Origin of the sequence: Cellulosimicrobium cellulans, assembly GCF_001722485.1 — a bacterium.
GTDB classification, from domain to species: domain Bacteria; phylum Actinomycetota; class Actinomycetes; order Actinomycetales; family Cellulomonadaceae; genus Cellulosimicrobium; species Cellulosimicrobium cellulans_A.
In genome coordinates this window covers 25,204-47,457 of the sequence record NZ_LWGL01000009.1, presented here as the reverse complement: position 1 = coordinate 47,457, position 22,254 = coordinate 25,204, and the positions used below count along the sequence as shown (strand labels likewise).

General features: G+C 70.8%; 18 protein-coding genes and 1 pseudogene. 9 read left to right on the top strand and 10 right to left on the bottom strand.

All coding sequences use genetic code 11. From position 1 onward, the window contains the following. Nucleotides 1-2,354, top strand: a 2,354-nt coding sequence (locus tag JZ5iCDA_RS02385) for a transglutaminaseTgpA domain-containing protein (RefSeq protein WP_069385664.1), incomplete at its 5' end; no start/stop codon positions are given. 41 nt (nucleotides 2,355-2,395) lie between these two features. Here JZ5iCDA_RS02385 and JZ5iCDA_RS02380 read toward each other — a convergent pair. After that, the gene (locus tag JZ5iCDA_RS02380; protein WP_083259576.1) at nucleotides 2,396-3,610 is read right to left on the bottom strand and encodes a glycosyltransferase family 2 protein; all 1,215 of its coding nucleotides are present in this window, start codon (nucleotides 3,608-3,610) and stop codon (nucleotides 2,396-2,398) included. Between the two features lie 100 nt (nucleotides 3,611-3,710). Further along, nucleotides 3,711-3,941 (bottom strand): WhiB family transcriptional regulator, encoded by a 231-nt coding sequence (locus JZ5iCDA_RS02375; RefSeq protein WP_171905272.1) that lies wholly within the window; start codon nucleotides 3,939-3,941, stop codon nucleotides 3,711-3,713. Between the two features lie 257 nt (nucleotides 3,942-4,198). Between JZ5iCDA_RS02375 and JZ5iCDA_RS02370 the strand changes: the two genes are divergently transcribed. The 3 genes from JZ5iCDA_RS02370 (at nucleotide 4,199) to rfbA (ending at nucleotide 6,708) form a co-directional block, all read left to right on the top strand. Then, a complete protein-coding gene (locus tag JZ5iCDA_RS02370) occupies nucleotides 4,199-5,014 on the top strand; it encodes a TIGR03089 family protein (protein ID WP_083259574.1) in 816 nt (271 codons plus the stop codon). A gap of 77 nt (nucleotides 5,015-5,091) precedes the next feature. Then, the gene (locus tag JZ5iCDA_RS02365) at nucleotides 5,092-5,769 is read left to right on the top strand and encodes a class I SAM-dependent methyltransferase (RefSeq protein ID WP_083259573.1); all 678 of its coding nucleotides are present in this window, start codon (nucleotides 5,092-5,094) and stop codon (nucleotides 5,767-5,769) included. 75 nt (nucleotides 5,770-5,844) lie between these two features. After that, nucleotides 5,845-6,708, top strand: a complete 864-nt coding sequence (gene rfbA / locus JZ5iCDA_RS02360; RefSeq protein ID WP_069385668.1) for a glucose-1-phosphate thymidylyltransferase RfbA — start codon at nucleotides 5,845-5,847, stop codon at nucleotides 6,706-6,708. 7 nt (nucleotides 6,709-6,715) lie between these two features. Here rfbA and rfbD read toward each other — a convergent pair whose 3' ends face one another. Continuing rightward, complete coding sequence (gene rfbD, locus JZ5iCDA_RS02355; protein ID WP_069385661.1) at nucleotides 6,716-7,564, bottom strand: dTDP-4-dehydrorhamnose reductase; 849 nt, start codon at nucleotides 7,562-7,564, stop codon at nucleotides 6,716-6,718. A 125-nt stretch (nucleotides 7,565-7,689) separates the two neighbouring features. On the opposite strand from rfbD, the gene JZ5iCDA_RS02350 reads away from it, so the two are divergent. Next, nucleotides 7,690-9,150, top strand: a complete 1,461-nt coding sequence (locus JZ5iCDA_RS02350; RefSeq protein WP_069385660.1) for a DUF2142 domain-containing protein — start codon at nucleotides 7,690-7,692, stop codon at nucleotides 9,148-9,150. Nucleotides 9,151-9,152: 2 nt separating this feature from the next. Beyond that, a complete protein-coding gene (locus tag JZ5iCDA_RS02345; protein WP_069385667.1) occupies nucleotides 9,153-9,770 on the top strand; it encodes a dTDP-4-dehydrorhamnose 3,5-epimerase family protein in 618 nt (205 codons plus the stop codon). A 24-nt stretch (nucleotides 9,771-9,794) separates the two neighbouring features. On the opposite strand, the gene JZ5iCDA_RS02340 is transcribed toward JZ5iCDA_RS02345, so the two are convergent. Together JZ5iCDA_RS02340 and rfbB are read right to left on the bottom strand one after the other, a co-directional pair. Then, nucleotides 9,795-11,009 carry a polysaccharide biosynthesis protein gene (locus JZ5iCDA_RS02340; protein ID WP_139122922.1) on the bottom strand — a complete coding sequence of 405 codons (1,215 nt, stop codon included), beginning with the start codon at nucleotides 11,007-11,009 and terminating at the stop codon, nucleotides 9,795-9,797. Between the two features lie 115 nt (nucleotides 11,010-11,124). After that, entirely contained in the window at nucleotides 11,125-12,120 is a 996-nt protein-coding gene (gene rfbB / locus JZ5iCDA_RS02335; RefSeq protein WP_069385658.1) for a dTDP-glucose 4,6-dehydratase, read from the bottom strand. A gap of 121 nt (nucleotides 12,121-12,241) precedes the next feature. Here rfbB and JZ5iCDA_RS02330 point away from each other — a divergent pair, with 121 nt between their 5' ends. From JZ5iCDA_RS02330 to JZ5iCDA_RS17825, 3 genes and pseudogenes are all read left to right on the top strand, one after another. After that, entirely contained in the window at nucleotides 12,242-13,201 is a 960-nt protein-coding gene (locus JZ5iCDA_RS02330) for a glycosyltransferase family 2 protein (RefSeq protein WP_069385657.1), read from the top strand. Beyond that, the gene (locus JZ5iCDA_RS02325) at nucleotides 13,198-14,085 is read left to right on the top strand and encodes a glycosyltransferase family 2 protein (protein ID WP_069385656.1); all 888 of its coding nucleotides are present in this window, start codon (nucleotides 13,198-13,200) and stop codon (nucleotides 14,083-14,085) included. Before JZ5iCDA_RS02330 ends, JZ5iCDA_RS02325 begins: the two co-directional genes overlap by 4 nt. A 100-nt stretch (nucleotides 14,086-14,185) precedes the next feature. Continuing rightward, nucleotides 14,186-15,066, top strand: a pseudogene (locus tag JZ5iCDA_RS17825) (IS481 family transposase); the annotation flags it as partial. Between the two features lie 159 nt (nucleotides 15,067-15,225). Here the strand turns inward: JZ5iCDA_RS17825 and JZ5iCDA_RS02315 are convergent. Genes JZ5iCDA_RS02315 through glf form a run of 5 tightly spaced genes read right to left on the bottom strand, consistent with a single transcriptional unit; the run spans nucleotide 15,226 to nucleotide 22,234 of the window. Then, complete coding sequence (locus JZ5iCDA_RS02315; protein ID WP_069385654.1) at nucleotides 15,226-17,442, bottom strand: hypothetical protein; 2,217 nt, start codon at nucleotides 17,440-17,442, stop codon at nucleotides 15,226-15,228. Then, nucleotides 17,439-18,170: an ABC transporter ATP-binding protein gene (locus JZ5iCDA_RS02310; RefSeq protein WP_069385653.1), complete on the bottom strand. Its 732-nt coding sequence runs from the start codon at nucleotides 18,168-18,170 to the stop codon at nucleotides 17,439-17,441. The genes JZ5iCDA_RS02315 and JZ5iCDA_RS02310 overlap by 4 nt, the downstream gene beginning before the upstream one ends. Before the next feature lies 1 nt (nucleotide 18,171). Further along, entirely contained in the window at nucleotides 18,172-19,038 is an 867-nt protein-coding gene (locus JZ5iCDA_RS02305; protein ID WP_069385652.1) for an ABC transporter permease, read from the bottom strand. Beyond that, on the bottom strand, nucleotides 19,035-21,050 hold the full coding sequence (locus JZ5iCDA_RS02300; protein ID WP_069385651.1) for a glycosyltransferase: 2,016 nt from the start codon (nucleotides 21,048-21,050) through the stop codon (nucleotides 19,035-19,037). Before JZ5iCDA_RS02300 ends, JZ5iCDA_RS02305 begins: the two co-directional genes overlap by 4 nt. Then, the gene (gene glf / locus JZ5iCDA_RS02295; protein ID WP_069385650.1) at nucleotides 21,047-22,234 is read right to left on the bottom strand and encodes a UDP-galactopyranose mutase; all 1,188 of its coding nucleotides are present in this window, start codon (nucleotides 22,232-22,234) and stop codon (nucleotides 21,047-21,049) included. Before glf ends, JZ5iCDA_RS02300 begins: the two co-directional genes overlap by 4 nt. Nucleotides 22,235-22,254: the final 20 nt, after the last annotated feature.

Here is a 22,254-nt window from a genome sequence, read left to right as displayed (position 1 = left end):
GCGCGGACACGCCCCGCGCCCTCACCGCGCTCGGCGCGGTCGACGCGTTCGCCCTCGTCGTGCTGCTCGGCGCGACGATCGTCGGGCTCGGCCCGGTCTGGGGCTCCGCCGGCTACCTCGTGCCCGCCGTCGGCGGGGCCGTCGTCGGGCTCGGCGTCGCGTGGCTCGGCGCCTGGCGCCGGTGGCCCGCGGTCACGGTCCTCGCCGTCGCGGTCGTCGCCTACGTCCTGCTCGGCGGGGTGCTCGCCCTCCCGGCCGACGCGATCGGCGGCGTGCTGCCGTCGCTGGCGACGATCCAGGACCTGCTCCTCGGCGCCGTGACGGGCTGGAAGGCGTTCGTCACCACCGTCCCGCCGCTGCACTCGTTCCCCGACCTCGCCGTGGTGCCGTACCTGCTCATGCTCGTGACGGCGCTCGTCGCCGGGTCGATCGCATGGCGCGCGCGGCGCGGCGCGTGGGCGCTGCTGCCCGTCGTCGTCGCGTTCGTCGGCGTCATCCTCCTCGGCACCGTCATCGCGGCCTACCCGGTGGTGCAGGGCCTCGTGCTCGCGGCCGTCGGCCTGCTGTGGGCGAGCTGGCGCGTCACCGCCGCGCGGCTGGGCGCGCACCAGGTCACGACCGAGGCGAGCCGCGCGGCGACGAGGCGCCTGTGGTGGCACCGGGTGCGCGCGGGCGCGGCGATGCTCGCGGTCGGCGGCGTCGCCGCGGCCTTCGGCGGCCCCGCGCTGCTGCCCGACGAGCCGCGCACGGTGCTGCGCGAGACCGTCGTGCCGCCGCTCGACCTGCACGAGTACGTGAGCCCGCTCACCGCCTTCCGCAAGTACGCGAAGGACATGAAGGACGCCGAGCTGTTCACGGTCCGCGGACTGCCGCCCGGCGCGAAGGTGCGTCTCGCCACGCTCGACTCGTACAACGGCGTCGTCTACGACGCCTCGAGCGGACTCACCGGCTCGGGCGTCTACACGCGCGCGGGCGAGGAGATCGCGACGGTCGCGCCCGGCTCGTCGGTGACGCTCGACGTCCAGGTCGGCGACTACGCGGGCGTGTGGGTGCCCGACGCGGGGTCGCTCGCCGGCATCACCTACACCGGGGACCGCGCGCGCGAGCTTGCGGACAGCACGTACTACAACGCGACGACGGGCACGGCCCTGGCCGCGGCCGGCCTGCGCCCGGGGGACACGTACACGCTCGAGGCCCGCGTGACGCCCGAGCCCACGGAGGAGGACCTGCGGGCCGGCGCGATCGAGGAGGTCGCGCTGCCCGAGACGCCCAAGGGCGTGCTGCCGGCCTCCCTCGCGGGCAAGGCCGCGCAGTTCATGGGGGAGGAGACCGACCCCGTGAAGCAGCTCTTCGCGCTGCGCGACGGGCTCGTCGCGAGCGGCGTGTTCTCGAGCGGCCTCGAGAACCAGCCGCCGTCGCGTCCCGGACACTCGGCGGAGCGCATCGACACGCTCCTCGCCGACGAGGAGATGGTCGGCGACGACGAGCAGTTCGCCGTCGCGCTCGCGCTCATGGCCAACCAGGCGGGGATCCCGGCGCGCGTCGTCATGGGCTTCTACCCCGACGAGGAGAACCCGCTGGAGCCCGGTGAGCCCTTCACCGCCACGGGCGCGGACGTCCACGCGTGGGCCGAGGTGCCGTTCGTCGGGCACGGCTGGGTGCCGATCACCGCCATCCCGGACGAGGACAACAAGATCCAGCCGGAGCCCAAGAGCCTGCAGGTGCCCAAGCCGCCGATCCTCGAGGACCCCGAGCCGCCGGAGGAGCCCGCGGAGGCCGAGGCCGGCAAGATCGACGACGAGGACAAGGAGAAGGCCGACAGCGAGGGCTTCGACTGGGGGACCGTCGTCCTCGTCGGCGCCGCGGTCGTCATCCCGCTCGCGCTGCTCGCCCTCCCGGTGGTCCTCGTCCTCGCGTACAAGGCCCGGCGCCGCGCGCGCCGCAGGGCGGCCGAGCGCCCGGTCGACCGCGTGAGCGGCGGCTGGCGCGAGGTGCTCGACACCGCGACGGACCTCGGCACACCCGTCCCCGCCGGCGCGACCCGGCGCGAGGGCGCGGGCGTCATCGCGACGACATACGGTGCCACGTCGACGATCCCGCTCGCGCACCGCGCCGACGCGACGGTCTTCGGCGCCGGCGAGCCGACCGACCAGGAGATCGAGGCGTTCTGGGCCGACGTCGACGCGCTCGTCGGCGGGCTACGCTCCTCCGTGAACAGACGCGCCCGGGTCCGTGCGGCGCTGTCCCTGCGCTCGGTGCGGTCCGCGCGGTCCGCGCGGTCCGGCGGACCGGCGACGCGGTGGTGGCGCCGGGTGCCGTGGCCCCGGCGCGACGCGACGACGCGGGGAGCATGACGATGACGGACGTGACGTGCACGGCGTGCGGGTCCGCGCAGTCAGCGGGCTCGGCGTTCTGCGCGGTGTGCGGGCACCCGTTCCCCCGCACCGGGCGCCCCGTGGCCGAGCCGGCGCGCGGCCCGGCGGGCGCGGAGCACCGGACCGACCCGGGCTAGCGTCCACAGGGGCACGACGATCTCGTCGCGCGCGAGCCGCGGCTGCTTGACGAGCAGGCGGAACATCGCGTGGAAGGGGGCGCCGACGAGCATCGCGAGCCCGACGAAAAGCAGCGACGGGGCGGCGACGCCGGCGAGGCGTGCATGGAGCTGCGCGTGCCGGCGGGCCGCGTAGGAGGCCTCGACGTCGGGACGCGCCTCTGTCCTCCGCCGGCCCTGACGGTCGCGCAGCCCGAGGAGGGAGGCCTGGACGTGCCGCACGACCGCCGTCGGCACGACGATGACGCGGTGCCCCGCGAGCCGCGCACGGCGGCACAGGTCGAGACCGTCGCCGAAGGGTCCGTACTCCGGGTCCGTCCCGCCGAGCTCCTCCCAGACGGAGCGGCGGACGAGCGCGCCCGCGAGCCCGACGCCGAGGACGTCCTCGCGCGCGTCGTGCTGACCCTGGTCGATCTCGTCGTCGTCGATGCCGGTCATGCGGCGGCCGAGCGGCGTCGTGGTGACGCCGACCTCGATCAGCCGCCCGGCGGTGCCGGGCTCGAACGGGTCGCGCGGCTCCGGGTCGGGGCCCGGCTCCCAGCGCTCCTGCTTCGGCCCGGCCACGGCCACGGCGCTCGAGTGCTCGACGGCGCGCAGCAGCTCGGCCAGCGCGTCCGGCGCGGGGGCGGAGTCGTCGTGGAGGAGCCACAACCAGGTTCCGGCCTCGACGTGCGCGAGGGCGGCGTCCACGGCCTCGCCGAACGACCGGGCGCGCGGCGCCGCGAGGAACCGGGCGTCGCCGAGCTGCAGGTCGGGGTACTGCCCCGACACGCCGCTGTCCGCGTCGACGACGACGACGGCGTCCGGCGCGGAGGTCTGCGCACGCACGGCGGCGAGCGTGCGACGCAGGTACGGTGAGCCACCACGGGTGACGACGACCGCCGTCACGCTCACGACGACGGGCAGCGCGCCCGTGACGGAGGAGACGACGTCGGGCGTCGCCGCAGGGCCGGCCGCCGGCCGAGGCACGGGCCCCGCCGTCGCCGCGCCCGGACGCGCGGGAGCCCGCGTCTCCCAGGCAGAAGTCGCGCGCGTGGTGCTCAGGTCCGAAGAAGTCATGGCCTGTCGATGATGCGCCCCGGATCCCGCGAGACCCGGGATTTGCGTCCCCCGGTGTGGCGCGCCGCCCGGGTCACGTCACGTCGGCACGAGCGCTCGGTCAGACGACCTGGCGCTTGAGCTTGCGGCGCTCACGCTCGGACAGCCCGCCCCAGATGCCGAAGCGCTCGTCGTTCGCGAGGGCGTACTCCAGGCACTCCGCCCGGACGTCGCAGCCCGTGCAGACCTTCTTCGCCTCACGGGTCGACCCGCCCTTCTCCGGGAAGAAGGCCTCGGGGTCGGTCTGAGCGCACAGCGCGCGCTCCTGCCACCCCATGAACGAGTCCTCCATCGGCTCGCCGAAGAGCGGCAGCACGGGTGCCACCCGCTCCGCCCCACGTCCTGCGTCGGTCGGGAAGTCCCCGCCCGTTCCGTCCAGCATGTTCCACATCGTGCGCCCCTTTATGCCGTTCGCGAGAAACTGCAATGGGGAAATTACACGCGTGTCGTCCAGGAGAGTCAAGCCGGATTGTGATAGCCCGGAGCGGCGCGAGGGTGAAACTTTTCCGCGCAGGCTGACGGATTGTCGCACTGCATAGACTCGGGCGCATGCCGAATAGCCACGACCGCCCGAACTCTCATGGAAGCCTTTCCACACCGGCGCCGACGGACGTCTCCGCGGTGCTGCGACTGGTTACGCGGGACCCCGGACAGCCGCGTCTGACCTGGTACGGCGACGACGGCGAGCGCGTCGAGCTGTCCGGCGCCGTGCTGGAGAACTGGGTGAACAAGGTCACGAACCTCCTTGTCGAGGAATTCGACGCGGGACCGGGGGCACGTGTCGTCATCGACCTTCCGGCGCATTGGCGCACCGTCATTTGGGCATTGGCCACCTGGCGCGTCGGGGCGACCACCATCTTCACCCGGACGGATGACACGGAGGGTGCAGATACCGTGAAAGAACACGTCGGGGGCAAAGCGGACGTCGTGATCACGACACGTCCTGAGCTCTGGGACGGGGTGGACGGCGAGATCGTCGCGGTCGCGCTCCCCGCGCTCGCCCGCCGGTTCGACGGGGAGCTGCCGCCCGGAGCCGTCGACGCGGCGTCGGCGGTCATGACGTACGGGGACCAGGTCGGTTGGGCGCCGTCCCCGCGCACCTCCGACATCGCCGTCGTCGCCGGCGCGGAGACGCTCCTCCATGCAGACCTCGTACGTCCGGTCGCGGGCGGACGCGTCCTCCTCGCGGCGTCTGCGACGTCCGTCCCGCCGCTGCACGACGACGTCCGCAGGGCGTCCGACGTCGTCGTGCACACCGCACGGGTCCTCGCCCACGACGGCTCGGTCGTGCTGCTCTCCGATGCCATCGCCTCGGACGCGACGCGACGGGAACGGTTGGCGGCACAGGAGAACGTCACCGGCTGACCGCAGACGTCTCGCCACACGAAGGCCTCGCCGGTACGGTGAGGCAACTTCCCAGAGCCGACCGAACGAGGTGACCCGTGGGGGATGCCCTCGAGCCCGGCGCGCAGGACCGGCGAGACGTCGGCGGGTCGCCCGATGTCGACGCGACCAGCACCACGGCGCCCGAGTACACGAGGCGGTTGCGCGAGCTCCAGGGCGCGTGGTGGAAGCGCGCGCTGCACGTGCAGGCGCCCTACCGGTGGAACGTCCGGCGCCACCTCGGCGCTCGGCGGACGCTCGACCTGGGGTGCGGCATCGGCCGCAACCTCCTGCACCTGCCGCCTGGGAGTGCGGGGGTCGACCACAACGCGTCATCCGTCGCGTTCTGCCGGAGTCTCGGGATGGAGGCCTACACGCCGACCGACTTCTTCGACGCCTTGTCGAGGGGTCAGGTCGCGCGGTACGAGGCGCTCCTGGTCGCGCACGTGCTCGAGCACCTGGAACCCGGATCCCAGGAGCGCTTCCTCCGGCCGTACCTCGACGCGCTACTGCCTGGCGCCCACGTGCTCGTGATCTGCCCCCAGGAGCGAGGGTTCGCGTCCGACCCGTCGCACACCGAGCTCGTCGACGCGGACCGGATCGTGCAGGTACTGCGCACCGTCGGCGTGCAGGCCGAGAGAGCGAGGTCGTTCCCCCTGCCCCGCTGGGCAGGCAGGCTCTTCGTCTACAACGAGTTCGTCGTCCACGGACGCCTGGTGGCGCACCGACACTCCTGACCCGCGTCGAACGCGTCGACGAGCGCAACCGGTGCCCTCCCGGTCCGACAGCACGCCCATGGGATGATGTCCGGCATGCGTGGCATCATCCTCGCCGGTGGATCCGGAACCCGACTGCACCCGATCACGCTCGGCGTGAGCAAGCAGCTCGTGCCCGTCTACGACAAGCCGATGATCTACTACCCGTTGTCGACGCTGATCCTCGCCGGAATCCGCGACGTGCTCGTCATCACGACCCCGCACGACGCCGACCAGTTCCAGAGGCTCCTCGGCGACGGGTCGCAGTTCGGCATCTCCATCCAGTACACCGTCCAGGAGCGGCCGGACGGGCTGGCGCAGGCCTTTGTCCTCGGTGAGGGGTTCATCGGCTCGGACGCCGTCGCGCTCGTCCTCGGCGACAACATCTTCTACGGCCCTGGCCTGGGCACCCAGCTGGCCCGCTTCGAGGAGATCGACGGCGGAGCCGTGTTCGCGTACAGGGTGTCCGACCCGACGGCGTACGGCGTCGTCGAGTTCGACGACCGCGGGACCGCGCTGTCCCTCGAGGAGAAGCCGGCGCAGCCGCGGTCCAGCTACGCCGTACCCGGGCTGTACTTCTACGACAACGACGTCGTCTCGATCGCGCGAGGCCTCGAGCCGTCCGCCCGTGGCGAGTACGAGATCACCGACGTGAACAACGAGTACCTGCGCCAGGGGAAGCTGCAGGTCGAGGTGCTCCCCCGCGGCACGGCCTGGCTCGACACGGGGACGTTCGACTCGCTGCTCGAGGCGTCGGACTTCGTCCGCACGATCGAGAACCGCCAGGGCTTGAAGATCGGCGCGCCCGAGGAAGTGGCCTGGCGCAAGGGCTTCCTCACCGACGAGGACCTGCGCATCCGCGCAGAGGCTCTCCGGAAGTCCGGCTACGGTTCATACCTGCTGGGCCTGCTCGCCGACTGATCTGCGGTCAGGCCGGCAGAACGACGGGCGCCGCCTCCTGCCACCGCGCCCGCCAGTGCGGGATCGGCTGCACCCCGACGGCGAGCAGTGGGTCGTGGTCGAGGACCGAATAGGCAGGGCGCGGCGCTGGTCTCGTGAACGCCTCGCTCGTGGTGGGGCGCACAGCCTCCTCGTCACCACCGACGGCAGCGGCGACCTGCCGCGCGAAGTCGAACCACGAGCACTGCCCGCCCGAGGTCGCGTGGTACACACCGCCCGGCGCCGAGACCGCGACGAGACGGTCGACGACCTCGGCGACATCCCGTGTCCATGTCGGTTGGCCGACCTGGTCCGCCACGACGTCGACCGCGCCGCGCTCGCGGACGAGGCGCGAGATGGTTCTCGGGAAGCACGAACCGCGCGCTCCGTAGAGCCACGCCGTACGCACCACGACGTGGCGCGGGTCCGCGGCACGAACCGCCCACTCCCCCGCGAGCTTTGTCCTCCCGTAGGCGGAGACCGGGGCCGGCTCGGCGTCGACCGTGTACGGGACGCTCGCACGCCCGGAGAACACGTAGTCGGTTGAGATGTGCACAAGCCGTACGTCGGCCCGGGCGCAGGCGCGAGCGAGGATGCCCGGACCGAGCGCGTTGACGGCGAACGCGTCGCGTTCACGAGTCTCGGCGCCGTCGACGTCCGTCCAGGCGGCGCAGTTGACCACGACGTCCGCCCGTGCGACCGCCGCGTCGACCGCGTCGGCGTCGCAGATGTCGAGCTCGGCAGACCCCGGCGCAGCGACGTGCGCGTCCCCCCTACCGACGACTTCGGCGACGTCCGAGCCGAGCATGCCGCCGCCCCCGGTGATCAGCCAGCGCACGTGAGGTCCTCCCGATCGATGATGACAGGCCCACGAGCCTATCCGAGCCCGGCCGGCTCGTATGATGGCCAACCATGACCCCAGGAACTCGCAGGCATGCGCGCACGCGCGGAACGGTTGCCTGGGTGACCTTGCCGCTTCTTGCTTTCCTCGCGCTCCTCTCCTGGGGATTCGCCTCCCCGGTCGGCTCAAGCCCTGACGACGACTTCCATCTGCCGTCCGTCTGGTGCGGTCTCGGAGAGCGCGAGGGCCTCTGCGAGCCGGCGTCGGACCTTCTCGCGCGCGAGGTACCCGCGGCCGTGGCCGGCGAACCGTGCTACGCCAGGGACGGGGCACGGGACGCGTCGTGCTGGACGTCGTCGGCCGAGCTTGTGGAGACCGAGCGCGTCAACACGCAGAACCTGTACCCGCCGTTGTTCTACGCGGTGATGTCCGTCTTCGCCTCCAGCGACGTGGAGACCTCCGTGCTGCTCATGCGCGGATTCAATGCGGTCCTGTTCGTCGGGCTCGTCACCGCGACGGCCGCTCTCGTGCCCGCTTCCCTGCGCCGCACACTCGTCCTCCCGTTCGCCGTCACGATCGTGCCCCTCGGTGCCTTCGTCGTGCCGTCGACGAACCCGAGCTCCTGGGCGTACCTCTCTGCGGGGGTCACATGGCTCGCTCTCTACGCGAGCACGGTCGTCGCGGAACGCCGCCGCCAGCTTGCGCTCGCGGGGATGTCGGTGCTCGGCGCGGTGCTCGGCGCCGGCGCGAGGGGCGACGCCGGCATCTACGCCTGTCTCGCTGTATTCGTCGTCGCGATCATGTCGTTGCGGCGCGACCGAAAGCTCATGATCCCCGCGCTCGCGGGTGTATCGGTTGTCGTCGTCGGTGCCGGCGCCTATCTCTCCTCCTCGCAGGGCGGCCAGCTCAGCGGCGGCTTCTCGGACGGACCAGGAGGACCGCCGCTCGGGCTCTGGGACAGCGTCCAGACCGTCCTCTCGGTGCCCGACCTCTGGATAGGAGCGATCGGTGGCTGGGGGCTCGGCTGGTTCGACGTCCCCCTCCCCCGGGTCGTGCCCGTGCTCGGGTGGGCCGTGCTCGCCGCCGTGTGCTTCCTCGGTCTCGGTAGGGCGACTGGTCGATCGCTGTTGGCCGCCGGAGTCGTGCTTGCTGCGTCGTGGGGTGTGCCGGCGCTCATGCACCAGCAGACCGGCGTACTCGTGGGCGCGTACGTCCAGCCGCGTTACATCTTGCCGCTCCTCGTGATCCTCGTCGGCGTGCTCGTGGTCACGACGCCCAGAGGACCGGTCCGATGGACGCGGGCGCAGGGAATGACGGCTGCCTTCGCGGTCGGCCTCGGTGCGGCGGTGTCGCTGCACACGACGATCCGGCGGTTCACGGTGGGCATCGACACACCGGTGTGGAACCTCGACGGGGACCCGAGATGGTGGTGGGGCGTCCTAGCCCCAACCCCCGTGACGGTGCTCGTCGTGGGGTCTCTCGCTTCCGTGTCCGCGCTGGTGCTCGCCGACCGGCTCGCACGTCGGGCAGAACCCCTTCCCGACGACCTTCCGCTACCACAACCGCACGTCCCGGAGAGGTGACCGTGGAGATTCGAGAACTCAGCATCGCCGGGGCGTGGGAGCTCACGCCACGGCAGTTCGGCGACGACCGGGGCGTGTTCCTCGAGTGGTTCCGCGCGTCCGACTTCGCCGCGACGGCGGGCCACGACCTGGACCTGCGCCAGGCGAACCTGTCCGTCTCAGCCGCGGGAGTGATCCGCGGGGTGCACTTCGCCGACGTCCCGCCGAGCCAGGCCAAGTACGTGACGTGCGTCCGCGGGGCGGTACTGGACGTCGTCGTCGACATCCGGGTCGGGTCCCCGACGTTCGGCCAGTGGGACTCCGTGCTGCTCGACGACGTCGACCGCCGCGCGATCTACCTCAGCGAGGGCCTCGGTCACGCCTTCTGCTCGCTCGAGGACGGATCCACCGTCACGTACCTCTGCTCGGCACCGTACGCTCCGGGGCGCGAGCACGGCGTCCACCCGCTCGATCCGGCCGTCGGCATCGCGTGGCCGACGACGGACCGCTCCGGCAAGCCGATCTCGCCAGCCCTGTCGGACAAGGACTCGGCTGCACCCACGCTGGCGGAGGCGGAGGAGCGCGGACTCCTCCCCACGTGGGACGCCGTGCAGGACCACCTCGCCACGCTCGCCGGCTGACCGGCCTGGGCGCGGCCCGGCCGGTCAGCCGGTGGGACGACGCCGGACGAGCTCGCGGCGCAGTGCGGCGAGATGCACCGCGAGACCGCAGTACGGGCCGACGACGAGGGCTCCGACGACGCGCGCCGTCACGTCGGCGTCGACAGCGAGGATCGCCACCGACACCACGAGCGCGACGAGCCATCCGGTGACGAAGGCCCCGTGCCTGTTCCGTGCCTGGCAGAACGCACCGCTGATGGTCAGGAGGGCGGTCCCGGCCGAGGCGAAGGTCATGGCGGAGAGCACGATCCCGTCGACGCGGTATCCCTCCCCGAACAGGAGCGCCATGAGGGGAGGGCCGACCGGGTACGCGAGAGCGGCCCCGACGACGCCCACGGCCAGGACCACGCCCGAGAACTTCAGGAAGGCGCGGCCGGCCCCTTCCTGGTTGTGCACGAACTGGGAGACAATGACGCTCTGGAACGACGTCAGCGGGACCATGATCGGTGCCCGCGTGAGCGTGATCGCGAGCATGAGCGGCGCTGCGCCCGCATAGACGGCCGCCGGTGTGGTCAAGGACGTCAGCACGGGGAAGCCTACGAGGAGCACGGCGCTCGCCCCGGCCGCCACGGCCGCGACAGCGGAGCGGGCGAGGAACGCACGCAGGGGCGCGTCCACGCGCGACGCGAGGGCGGCGCGAGAGGCCGGCGAGACGACGAGCATGATCGTCCAGGCCGCAGCGGCCGCACCTGCGGCCCAGGCGAGGGGGACGACGTCGGAGGCCCAGAGGGCGACGAGCGTCACGATCAGCACCCTGCCGAGCGCCTCGACCGCGATGACGGCGGCGTAGGGGTCCCAGCTTCCGCGACCGGAGAGGGCACCGAGCAGCGTCGCCTGGACGGCGTAGGCCGCTGCGGATGCGGCGACGACCGTCGCGAGGACCTGGGAGTCCTCGCCGAAGACCAGACCACCCCAGAGCGGCGCGGTGCCCAGGCAGACGGCGGCCACGCCGGCGGCGACGACCGCGGCGACCGTCCCGGCACGCGGCGCCCTGACCCCTGTCCCGGTCCCGACAGCCGACTGCGCGACCGCGCGCGAGGTCTCGGTGTTGAGGCCCGTGAGGATGCCGTACGAGGTGAGCAGCGCCGCCCAGAAGGTCACGAACAGCGCGTTGTCCTCGAGGGTCAGCGTGCGCGCCGCGATGGCGAGCACGACGTAGCCCGCGACCGCGCCCGCAAGGGACGCCGCGGTGATGCGCATGCTCGAGGCGCGTCCGAGGCGCCGAGCGGGCATCGGCTCGGTCTCCGGCCCACCGGGCGCCGAGGTCATCGCGTCCCGGCCCACGAGCAGCCCTTCGCCTGCCCCGCAGGACGGGTCACTGCCCGGCCGCGGCGTAGCGGGACTCCACGGACGCCTTGCGGGGTCGCCACCACGCCTCGTTCTCCCGGTACCACCGCACGGTCGCCTCGAGGCCGGAACGGAAGTCCGTGTAGCGCGGCTCCCACCCGAGCTCGTCCCGCAGCTTCGACGCGTCGATCGCGTACCTCATGTCGTGCCCCGGGCGGTCGGCCACGTGGTCGAAGTCGTCCGACGGCCGTCCGAAGATGTCGAGGAGCTCCTGGACGACCTGGAGGTTGCTGCGTTCCCCGTCGGCGCCGATCAGGTACGTCTCGCCGGGCGTGCCGTGCTGCAGGATCTCCCACACGGCGGCGTTGTGGTCGTCGACGTGGATCCAGTCCCGGACGTTCCGACCTGCGCCGTAGAGCTTGGGGCGCACGCCGTCGACCAGGTTGGTGATCTGCCGCGGGATGAACTTCTCGATGTGCTGGTACGGGCCGTAGTTGTTGGAGCAGTTCGAGATGGTTGCCTCGACGCCGAAGGACCGCACCCATGCCCGCACGAGCAGGTCGCTCGCAGCCTTCGTGGACGAGTACGGGCTCGACGGGTTGTACGGCGTCGTCGGCGTGAACTTCGCCGGGTCGTCGAGCTCCAGATCGCCGTAGACCTCGTCCGTCGACACGTGGTGGAAGCGCGTGCCGTGCCGGCGGACCGCCTCCAGCAGGGTGAAGGTCCCGACGACGTTCGTCTGGACGAACGGCGTCGGGTCGTCCAGCGAGTTGTCGTTGTGCGACTCGGCGGCGAAGTGGACGACGACGTCGGAGTCCCGCACCAGGTCGTCGACGAGCGCCGCGTCGGTGATGCTGCCCTCGACGAGCCGGACCGCGTCGGCCACCGGCGCGAGGGATGCCCGGTCCCCCGCGTACGTCAGGGCGTCGAGCACGACGACGCGCGTCTCGGGGTGCTCGCGCACCGTCTGGTGGACGAAGTTGGAGCCGATGAACCCGGCCCCGCCGGTCACCAAGAGCTGCACGGGGATCTCCTCCGGATGAGAGCGTCGAGGGGCGCGCGACGGCGCACGGAGCGCGCTGCGCAGTTTGGTAGCGTACACACCGGTCCATTCCCGCTCCTCGTCGCAAGCGTGGTCATATCCGATGCCAGAGTCCGCGGCTCGTCCGCTCGTCTCGTACGTGTTCCCGATCTACAACGAGGCCGGGAACCTCGATCTGCTCTACTCGACGCTGTCCAAGCTGCTGGACGAGCATCCCGAGTACGAGTACGAGATCGTCTTCGTCAACGACGGCAGCCGCGACGATTCGCTCGCGATGCTGTTCCGCCTCGAGGACCAGGACAGCCGCGTCGTCGTCGTCGACCTGTCCCGCAACTTCGGTCACCAGATGGCGGTGACCGCCGGGCTCGACGTCGCCAAGGGCGACGCCGTGATCATCATGGACAGCGATATGCAGGACCCGCCCGCCGTCAGCTTCGAGCTGCTGGCCAAGTGGCGCGAGGGCTACGACGTCGTCTACGCCCAGCGCCGGAGCCGTAAGGACACGGCGTTCAAGAAGCTCACCGCGAACCTCTACTACCGGTTCCTGCACGTCGTGACCGACATCGACATCCCCCGCAACACGGGGGACTTCCGCCTCGTCGACCGCCAGGTCGTCGACCAGATCGTCAGGATGCGCGAGCACTCGCGGTTCCTCCGAGGGATGGTCAGCTACGTCGGCTTCCGGCAGGTCGCCGTCCCGTTCGACCGCGACGAGCGTCACGCCGGTGAGACCGGCTACCCCCTGAGAAAGATGCTCAAGTTCGCCGCGGACGGCGTCATGAGCTTCTCGACGGCACCGCTTCGACTCATCTCCCGCGTCGGCTACCTCTTCGCGGCGGCGAGCTTCGCGCTCATGCTCTGGGTCTTCCTCGCACGGCTCATCCAGCCGTCGACGGTCGTCGAGGGCTGGACCTTCCTCATGATCGTCGTGCTGCTCACGAGCGGCGTCCAGATGATCATGCTCGGCGTGGTGGGGTCCTACGTCGGCCGCACCTACATCGAGACCCAGAGGCGACCGCTCTATCTCGTCCAGAACAAGTCGCGACGGGCGGTGCGACCGTGACGGCCGACAGCACGACGAGGTCTCCCGCACCCCGGGTGTCGGTCGTCGTCCCCGCCTACAACAACGCCGCCTACATCGAGAAGACGATCGACTCGATCCTCGCCCAGACGTTCGAGGACTTCGAGCTCGTCGTCTCGGACCACTCGTCGACGGACGGCACGTGGGACGTGCTGCAGAGGTACCGCGACGAACCGCGCACGCGGCTCGTCCGGACCGAGGCCGGCGGTGGCGCGCGGCGGAACTGGAACCGCGTGAGCCAGCTCGCCCGCGGCGAGCTGGTGAAGCTCGTTTGCGGCGACGACCTCCTGGCGCCTACCTGTCTGGAGCGCCAGGTGCGCGCCTTCGACGAGGGGGGATCCGACGTCGTCCTCGTCGCCTCGCAGCGGGACATCGTCGACGCGCGCGGGAAGCCCTTCATCCGCGCCCGCGGTCTGGCCCGGCTCGACGGGGTCGTCGACGGGAAGCGCGCGCTGCGTGAGACCGTACGCGCGGGCGGGAACATCTTCGGCGAGCCGGCCTGCGTGCTGATGCGCCGCGACGCGCTCGAGCGGGCGGGCTGGTGGCAGGACCTGCGTTACTTCATCGACGCGGGCTCGTACGCGCACGTGCTCGTCCAGGGCGACATGGTGGCGGTTCGCGAGTCCCTCGCGGCCTTCCGCGTCAGCGCCTCGCAGTGGTCCGTACGTCTTGCGCGCCAGCAGGCGCAGGAGGCGGCCGAGTTCCACCGGCTCGCCCAGGGGATGGCCCCCGACGCGGTCCGCGACACCGACGTCCGTCAGGGCGACCGGCGCGCGGCGCTCGCCGCCTTCCAGCGCCGTGTCGTGTACCTGCTGCTCGGGCGCCGGATGCAGCCGACCGAGACGTCGGCAACGACTCCCCGCTAGCTGTACCCGGCCACGAGGCTGGTGACAGTTCCGGTAGACGCAGGGAGGACCTTCTGACTTAGTGAAGATGTCTGGCGTCTTCACGGATCCGGAGGTCGTCGTGTCCCACGCCGATGCCCGCTTGGCCGTTCGCGGCAGGATGCTGATCGTCGAGCGACGTCGTGATGGTTGGAAGCAGGGTCATATCGCTGCGGCGATGGGCATCTCGCGCAAGTGCGTTGGGTACTGGCTGCACCGGTTCGCGGCCGAGGGCGAGGCCGGCCTGGCCGACCGGTCCTCGCGCCCGCACCGGTGCCCGACCAGGACATCGGCCGAGGTCGAAGCACAGGTCGTTGCCCTGCGCCGGGTCGAGCGACGCGGGCGGGACCAGATCGCGGCCGAACTCGGCGTGCCTGCCCGGACGGTCTCGCGGATCCTGGCCCGCCACACGATGTCGCAGCTGGCAGTGCTGGACCCGATGACCGGCGAACGACTGCGCGCGTCGGAGACGACCGCCATGCGCTGCAACGTGACCGGCCTGGCGAGCTGGTCCACATGGACGTCAAGAAGCTGGGCCGCTTCCCCGACGGCGGCGGCCGGCGCGCCCACGGGGCGCGGCCCCGGTGACAACCGAGAGACTGCAAGCACGGCACCGGCTACGACTACGTTCACTCGCTCGTGGACGACCACTCCGCCTGGCCTACGCCGAGATCCTGCCCGACGAGAAAGGTGCCACCTGCGCAGGTTCCTGACCCGCGCGATCGACTACGTCACCACCCACGGGTTACCCGCATCGAACGCCTGCGGATCGACAGCGCTTGGTCCTACCGCTGGTCGCTGCGCCCTGTCTGCGCCGAGCACAGCATCCGGCAGAGGTTCATCAAGCCACACTGCCCCTGGTAGAACGGCGAGGTCGAGCGTCTCAACCGCACCCTGGCCACGGAGAGGGCCTACCGGCAGGTTTTCACCTCGAACGCCGAACGTGCCGCGGCACTGGCACCGTAGATCGAGCACTACTACACCCGCCGTCGTCCCCCGACCAGCCGGCTGTACCAACGTCCCGGCCGGGTGCGGTTAGCGCATCGCGCTCTGGCGGGAGCCCAGCTCCGCCCCCGCGGGGCCGACCCCTCGCCGGCCCCGCGGGAGCGCGGTGCACACCGGTCACTCCTGACGGCGGCCCCTCGCCCACAGCGACCAGGCCGAGAACGCCGCGCCGAGAAACAGGGCGGCAGCCAGCGTCGCGACCTGTGCCTCCCACAGGGGCGGTCGGTACGAGACGGTGATCGTGTCGCCTTCCGAGCCACCCGGGACGTCGACGGCCAGCAGGAAGCCGTCGACCGGTTCCGCGAGGTCGGCCCCGGACACCCGGTAGCCCGGCCACGCCAGCCGGCTCATCACCACGCGACCGCCGTCAGTGGGCGCGTCGACGACCCTCAGCTCGAGATCGGTCGACGAGCGGCCGACCACGTCGACCTTCACGCCCGGCTCGCTCCATGCCACGCCGCCCGCCTCCCCGACGGGATCGTCGCGCACCCACGTCGCCGTCGAGCGTGCGTCCTCGGCCACGTGCCACCCGGCGGGCGGGTCCTCCCACACCGCGTCGTCGAGGGAAGGCTTGATCAGCTGGATCGTGTCGATCGACAAGAGGTCGACGAGGTCGGCGTCGGTGCCGTCGACGCGCTCGAAGAGCGTGTCGAGGAGCTCAGGACAGGTTGCCCCGACATGATTCATGCACGTCTTCTCCGCGAGCGCCTCGAAGAAGATCGTCGTGTACACGTTCTGCATCCGGACGTTCGGGTTGAGGTACCACGTGTTGGCGACGAGCGTCTCCTCGAAGACCTCCGAGGAGGCGCCGATGGCGGAGGGGTCGCCGACGACGATGCCGTCGTTGATGCCCGCCGCGAGAGGCGACTGGTAGTCCGACAGCGCCCGCGGGTAGTCGTTGGCTCCGCTCGTCTCGCGGCCGTCGAAGTAGTGGTGCTGGATGCCGACGAGGGCCACGGAGGCCGCGATACCGAAGACCGCGGCAGAGCTGACGGGTCCGAGCGCGCGAGGAACGCGGCCCGTACCGCGCAGGAAGCGCACCATCACGACGAGAGCGACGACGACCGCCACGCCTGCGACGGCGTTGATCCGCCAGTGCGTCGGGAACTGCGCCATCGCGAGGTACGTGGCGGCGAGGCCCGTGGCGGCGACGACCGGAGTCACCCATCGCGGGGTCACCTCCCGCCGGGCGCGAGCCAGGACCAGCACGAGGAGGAGGACGAGCCCCGTCGTGAGGAAGGGCATCAGGCGCATCGGGTAGCGCAGCGGGCCTACGTCGCTCGGTCCGAGGACGAAGACGAGCACGACGGCGAGCAGGGTGAAGACGGGGACGGCGTCCGGCCAGAGCTGGCGCAGCCTGCGCGGGTCCGCGAGCAGGAAGAGCGGCAGCGCCCACGCGACATACGTGATCGGCCCCGGGGCGAACGTCCCCCACCAGCCCGTCACTTGGGCCTGGACGGTCGGGATGATCGACGACGCGAGGCCCGTACCGTCCAGGACGAGGAACCCCGTGTTGAGGATCTCGTCGGAGTCACGGCTCGTCACGCCGGCAGAGAGGACTCCTGGCAGGAAGACGGTGAGGGCGACCAGACCCGTGAAGACGCCGACGACCACCACCGTCACGGCCTGGCGGACGGATCGTCGGAGCGCCGCTTCGAGGAGAGATCCGGCGAGGACGACGAGCAGCATGATCGTCCCATGGACGTACCCGATGGTCACGATCAGGAACGCGAAGCACAGCACGAGCGCCGGCGTCCGGCCGGCGAGCGCTCGCCTCAGCGCCCACCACGCCCACGGGAGGAGCGCCCAGACCATCAGGTTGGTCACCCACGACGGCGCGTCCATGTAGAGGGTGAAGCCGCCCAACGGGGCGAGCGTCCCGGCAAGTGCGCTGAGCGCAGGCGGGACCCGGTACGAGCGGGCCAGGAGGTACGTCCCGAGCGCGGCGACCATGAGGAACGAGATCTTGACGACGGAGGCGAACACCACCACGTCCGACGCCACGCTGGCCCCGAGTCCGATCAGCCAGGCGAGGGGGTTGTACAGCCCCATCTGCCCCTCGGCGATGTAGTTGCCGCTCCCCCACACGCCGAGGTTGAGCATCGGCCACCGACCGGCCCTCAGCTCGCTGCCCAGGTGGAACCAGTTGCCGTACGCGCCCTGAGACGTGTCGGCCGCGTAGTAGTACGACGGGTTGAAGAGCAGCGGGAGGAGCGACGCGACGCCCACCGCCACCACCGTCGCGAGCCCCCACCACAGGCCTCTGCGGTCCGGGGGCGTCTCATGCTGCTCGACCCGGCCGACCGGGCGGGGGTCGCTGACCGTCGCCGTCACGCCGCCTCCTCACCGCGCATGCGCGACACGACGGCGGTGCACTGCCCGTCCATGACGACGTGCCCTCCTTCGAGGAGGACGCCGCGGTCGCACAGCCGGGCGACCATGTCGAGGTCGTGGCTGACGATCACGAGCGTGCGCCCCTCGTCCCGCAGCGCACGGACACGATCGAGGCACTTGGCCTGGAACGGCTCGTCCCCCACCGCGAGGATCTCGTCGATGAGGAACACCTCCGGGTCGGAGTGCACCGCGACCGCGAAGGCAAGACGGAGGAACATGCCCGAGGAGTAGAACTTCACCTCGGTGTCGATGAACCGCTCGATCTCGCTGAAGGCGACGATCTCGTCGAACCTGCGCTCGATATCCCGCTCGCGCATGCCCAGGATCGCACCGTTGAGGAAGACGTTCTCCCGGCCCGTCAGGTCGGGGTGGAAACCGGCCCCGACCTCGATGAGACCTGCGACGCGGCCACGGGTGCGAACCGTGCCGCGGTCCGGTCGCAGGACGCCGGAGATCAGCTTGAGAAGGGTGGACTTCCCTGACCCGTTGAACCCGAGCAGCGCGACGGTCTCGCCCTCCTCGATCGTGAGGTCGATGGAGTCGAGCGCGACGAAGTCGTCGGCGAGACGCTGCCGCCGCACCGCCGACATCGCCAGCTCCTTCAGCGAACGGTTGTGCCGGAGGGTGAAGCTCTTGCGGACGTCCTGGATCTCGATGCTCGTCGTCATCTCACAGCTCCTGGGCGAAGCGCCCCTCGAGGCGCATGAACACGGACTGCCCGAGCACGAGCAGCAGCGCGGCGATGCCGAGGCCGGCCCAGCCGAACGCCCACATCGACGGCGGGAGCGCGACCGCGGACGTCGTGGCCGGGTACCAGAAGGCGTAGTGGAACAGCTCCACGGCAGCGGTGAGCGGGTTGAGCTGGTAGACGACGAAGAGCCACGACGGCAGGACCTCGGCGACCCGCTCCCAGGGATACAGCACCGGTGACAGCCACGTCGCCACCATCACGATGAGGTCGACGAAGTTCTCGGCGTCCCGGTAGAGCACGTTCACCGCACCGAAGAGCAGTCCCAGTCCCAGGGAGAGGACCGCCACGATGACGAACCCGAGCAGGCCGGCACCGAGCTCGGCCACGTTCGGCCGCCACCCGAAGATGAGCGCGCCGACGAGCAGGACGAGGAGCTGCGGGAGGAAGTGCACCGCCGAGACCCAGAGCGACGAGACGGGGAAGAGCTCCCGCGGCAGGTAGATCTTCCGGATCAGCGCGGCGTTCCCGACGATCGAGCGTGTCGCGTTCGAGAAGCCCTCGCCGAAGAAGTTGATGACGACGATGCCGGAGAACAGGTAGACCGCGTAGTCCTCGACGCCGTGGTTCAGGCCCAGGAAGAGCCCCAGCGCCACGAAGAAGACGACGAACTGGACCGCCGGCTTGACGTACGACCACAGCATCCCGAGGACCGAGCCGCGGTACCGGACCCGGACCTCCTTCTTGACGATCAGCCGGAGGAGGAAGCGGTTCCGCACGACGTCGACGAGTCCCTGACCACGCCCCGGCTCGACCATCGGCCGCTCGGCCACGACCGTCTGGCTCATCGGGGCTGCGCGGGGTTCTCGTCGAAGGTCCTCTTCCAGGCCTCGAAGGACGTGATGCGCGGCAGGGACTCGCGGTAGGCGGAGCGCAGCTCCGACCAGCGGGCGAAGAGCTCCGCGTGCAGCCGGGCGCTCTCGGCGAGCATCGTCCGGACCATCCGCGGGTCACGACGATGCCACGACGCCCCGGTGCCCTCGGCGTTGGAGACGATGGCGCTGTCGTACTGCGACAACCTCCACCAGCGCGCGTCCTGGTGCGGGACGAGGCTCTGGGGACGCTCGACGAGCTTCTCGTCCACCGGCTTGGCCACCTGACGGATCACCGTCTTGGCAGCCCACGGCACGAGGGTGACCCGGCTCGGCATCTGCACACCACGCCCCTTGTTGCGCGGCTTGCTCGGCGCGGGCGGGGGGAAGGCGTCGACGTCCGGCTTGTACTGGGCGTCGGAGAAGTCGGACACCATCCCGCGGATCTCGGGGAGCTTCGTCCCGATGATCCCGTGCAGCGCGTCGGGTCCGTTGAGCACGTCCCGCATGGCCATGAGTCGCCCGCGCTCCGAGTAGTACTGCATGGAGATGAGGTGCTTGACGTCCATGTAGCTGGACTCGCGCAGCACCCGTCCACCTCGCTCGTAGAGCGAGTAGAGCAGCGTCGTGATGAGCCGGTTGCGCTCGTGGAAGTAGGCCTGCCATCCGATGAGGTCGTCCTTGTCGGCCCACGACACGTGCCACACTGCAGCGCCCGGGAGAGAGACGGTCGGGAAACCGTGGGCGCGCGCCCGCAGGCCGTACTCGGCGTCGTCCCACTTGATGAAGATCGGCAAGGAGAGACCGATCTCGCGGATCACGGCCGTGGGGATGAGGCACATCCACCAGCCGTTGTAGTCCACATCCACGCGGCGGTGGAGCCACGGGGTGGCGCGCAGGCCGGCGCCGCGGAAGTCGTGGCCGTTCTCCATGTCGCTGTGCGGGACGCCCGGCTGGATGCGCCACGGCTCGACGATCTCGCCGAACGTGTGCAGCGTCGACCGGTTGTACATGTCGAACATGTGGCCCCCGACGAGCGTCGGGACACGCGTGAAGTCGGCGAACGTGACCAGGCGCACGACGCTCTCGGGCTCGAGCACGATGTCGTCGTCCAGGAGGATGACGTAGTCGCTGCGCCCCGCCTGGACGGTCTCGTACATGCCGCGGGAGAACCCGCCGGAGCCACCGATGTTGCCCTGCTCGACGATCCGCAGCTGGTCCCCCAGCTCGGAGGCGACGGCGTCGAACCCGTCCTCGTCGCGGACCCGCTTCGTGCCCTGATCGACGACGATGAGCTCGTCGAGCACCTCGCGGACCTCCGCGCTCTGCGCGACCGTGCGGATGGTCTCGAGGCAGTAGTCGGCGCGGTTGAACGTCGTGATGCCGATGCTCGTCCGCCCTTGAGCGCGCCCGGACTCGGGAACGGACCACGCCGCCTCGACGAGCTCCAGGTCGTCGACCCCGCCGATGAGGTCGAACCAGTACCAGCCGCCGTCGCCGAACTGGGACAGCGACAGGTCGGTGACCGTCGTCGCCTCGCCCTCGACCGCGAACGACTCGACGCGCTGCTGGACACCCCGCGCGTTGGACCGGTAGACGGTCACCGAGCCGGTGCCCCGCGTGCGCACGGTCAGGCGGACGGTGTCGACGACGGTCCACCGACGCCAGTAGCTCGCCGGGAAGGCGTTGAAGTAGGTGGCGAACGAGATGCGGCGGCCGGGGCGCACCGCCATCGTGAAGCGTCCCGAGATGTCCTGCGACCGGACGGACTCTCCGGACTGCCGGGCCAGGTCGGGGAGCGACTTGGCCCCCCAGAGCGACTCGAGGTCCGTCCGGATCTGCTGGGCGCGGAGCTCTCCTGCCTCGACGTACAGAGGCAGGGAGTCCGAGTTCGGGTCGAGCGGCAGGATGACGCGCTGAACGACCCGGTACGGGCCTTCCGCCTTCTCACCCGTGCGTGCGACCCCGGCGACAGCCTGAGTGCTCATGCGTCCACTCCCCCGCTCTCGATGCCCGCCCCGCCGCCGAAGTGCGGCGCGAGCTTGTTGTCCACCATCGACAGCGCGGCTCCGATGGCCATGTGCATGTCCAGGTACTTGTACGTGCCGAGGCGCCCGCCGAAGAGGACGTCCTTCTCCCCCGCCGCGAGGTCGCGGTACTTGAGCAGCCGGTCGCGGTCCGCGGAGGTGTTGACCGGGTAGTACGGCTCGTCCGCGCGCTCCGCGAACCGGGAGAACTCGCGCATGATGACCGTCTTGTCGGTCGGGTAGTCGCGCTCGGGGTGGAAGTGGCGGAACTCGTGGATGCGCGTGAACGGCACGTCGGCGTCCGCGTAGTTCATCACCGGGGTGCCCTGGAAGTCGCCGACCGCGAGCACCTCCTCCTCGAAGTCGAGGGTCCGCCACGACAGGTCGCCCTCGGCGTAGTCGAAGTAGCGGTCGACCGGGCCCGTGTAGACGACCGGCACGTTGCCGACGACGTTGCCCTTGCTCACCGGCTGGCTCTCGTCGAAGAAGTCGACGCCGAGCCGCACCTCGATGTTCGGGTGGTCCGCCATGCGCTCGAGCCACGCGGTGTACCCGTCGACGGGCAGGCCCTCGTACGTGTCGTTGAAGTAGCGGTTGTCGTACGTGTAGCGCACCGGGAGGCGCGAGATGATCGACGCCGGCAGCTCGCGCGGGTCGGTCTGCCACTGCTTCGCGGTGTACTCGCGGATGAACGCCTCGTACAGCGGGCGCCCGATGAGCGACACGCCCTGCTCGTCGAGGTTCTCCGGCTTCTTGTCCCCCAGCTCGGCGGCCTGCTCGCGCACGAGGGCGCGCGCGGCGTCGGGGCCGTGCGCGGACCGGAAGAACTGGTTGATGGTGCCGAGGTTGATCGGCATCGGGAAGACCTCGCCCTTGTGCGTGGTGTACACGCGGTGGACGTAGCTCGTGAAGGCCGTGAACCGGTTGACGTACTCCCACACCCGCTCGTTCGACGTGTGGAAGAGGTGGGCGCCGTAGCGGTGCACCTCGATACCGGTCGTCTGCTCCGCCTCGCTGTAGGCGTTGCCCCCGATGTGGGGTCGCCTGTCGATCACGAGGACCTTCCGGCCGTACTCCTCGGCGATCCGCTCAGCGACGGTCAGGCCGAAGAAGCCCGATCCCACGACGACAAGATCCGCGTCCACACACACTCCTAGGTTCGACG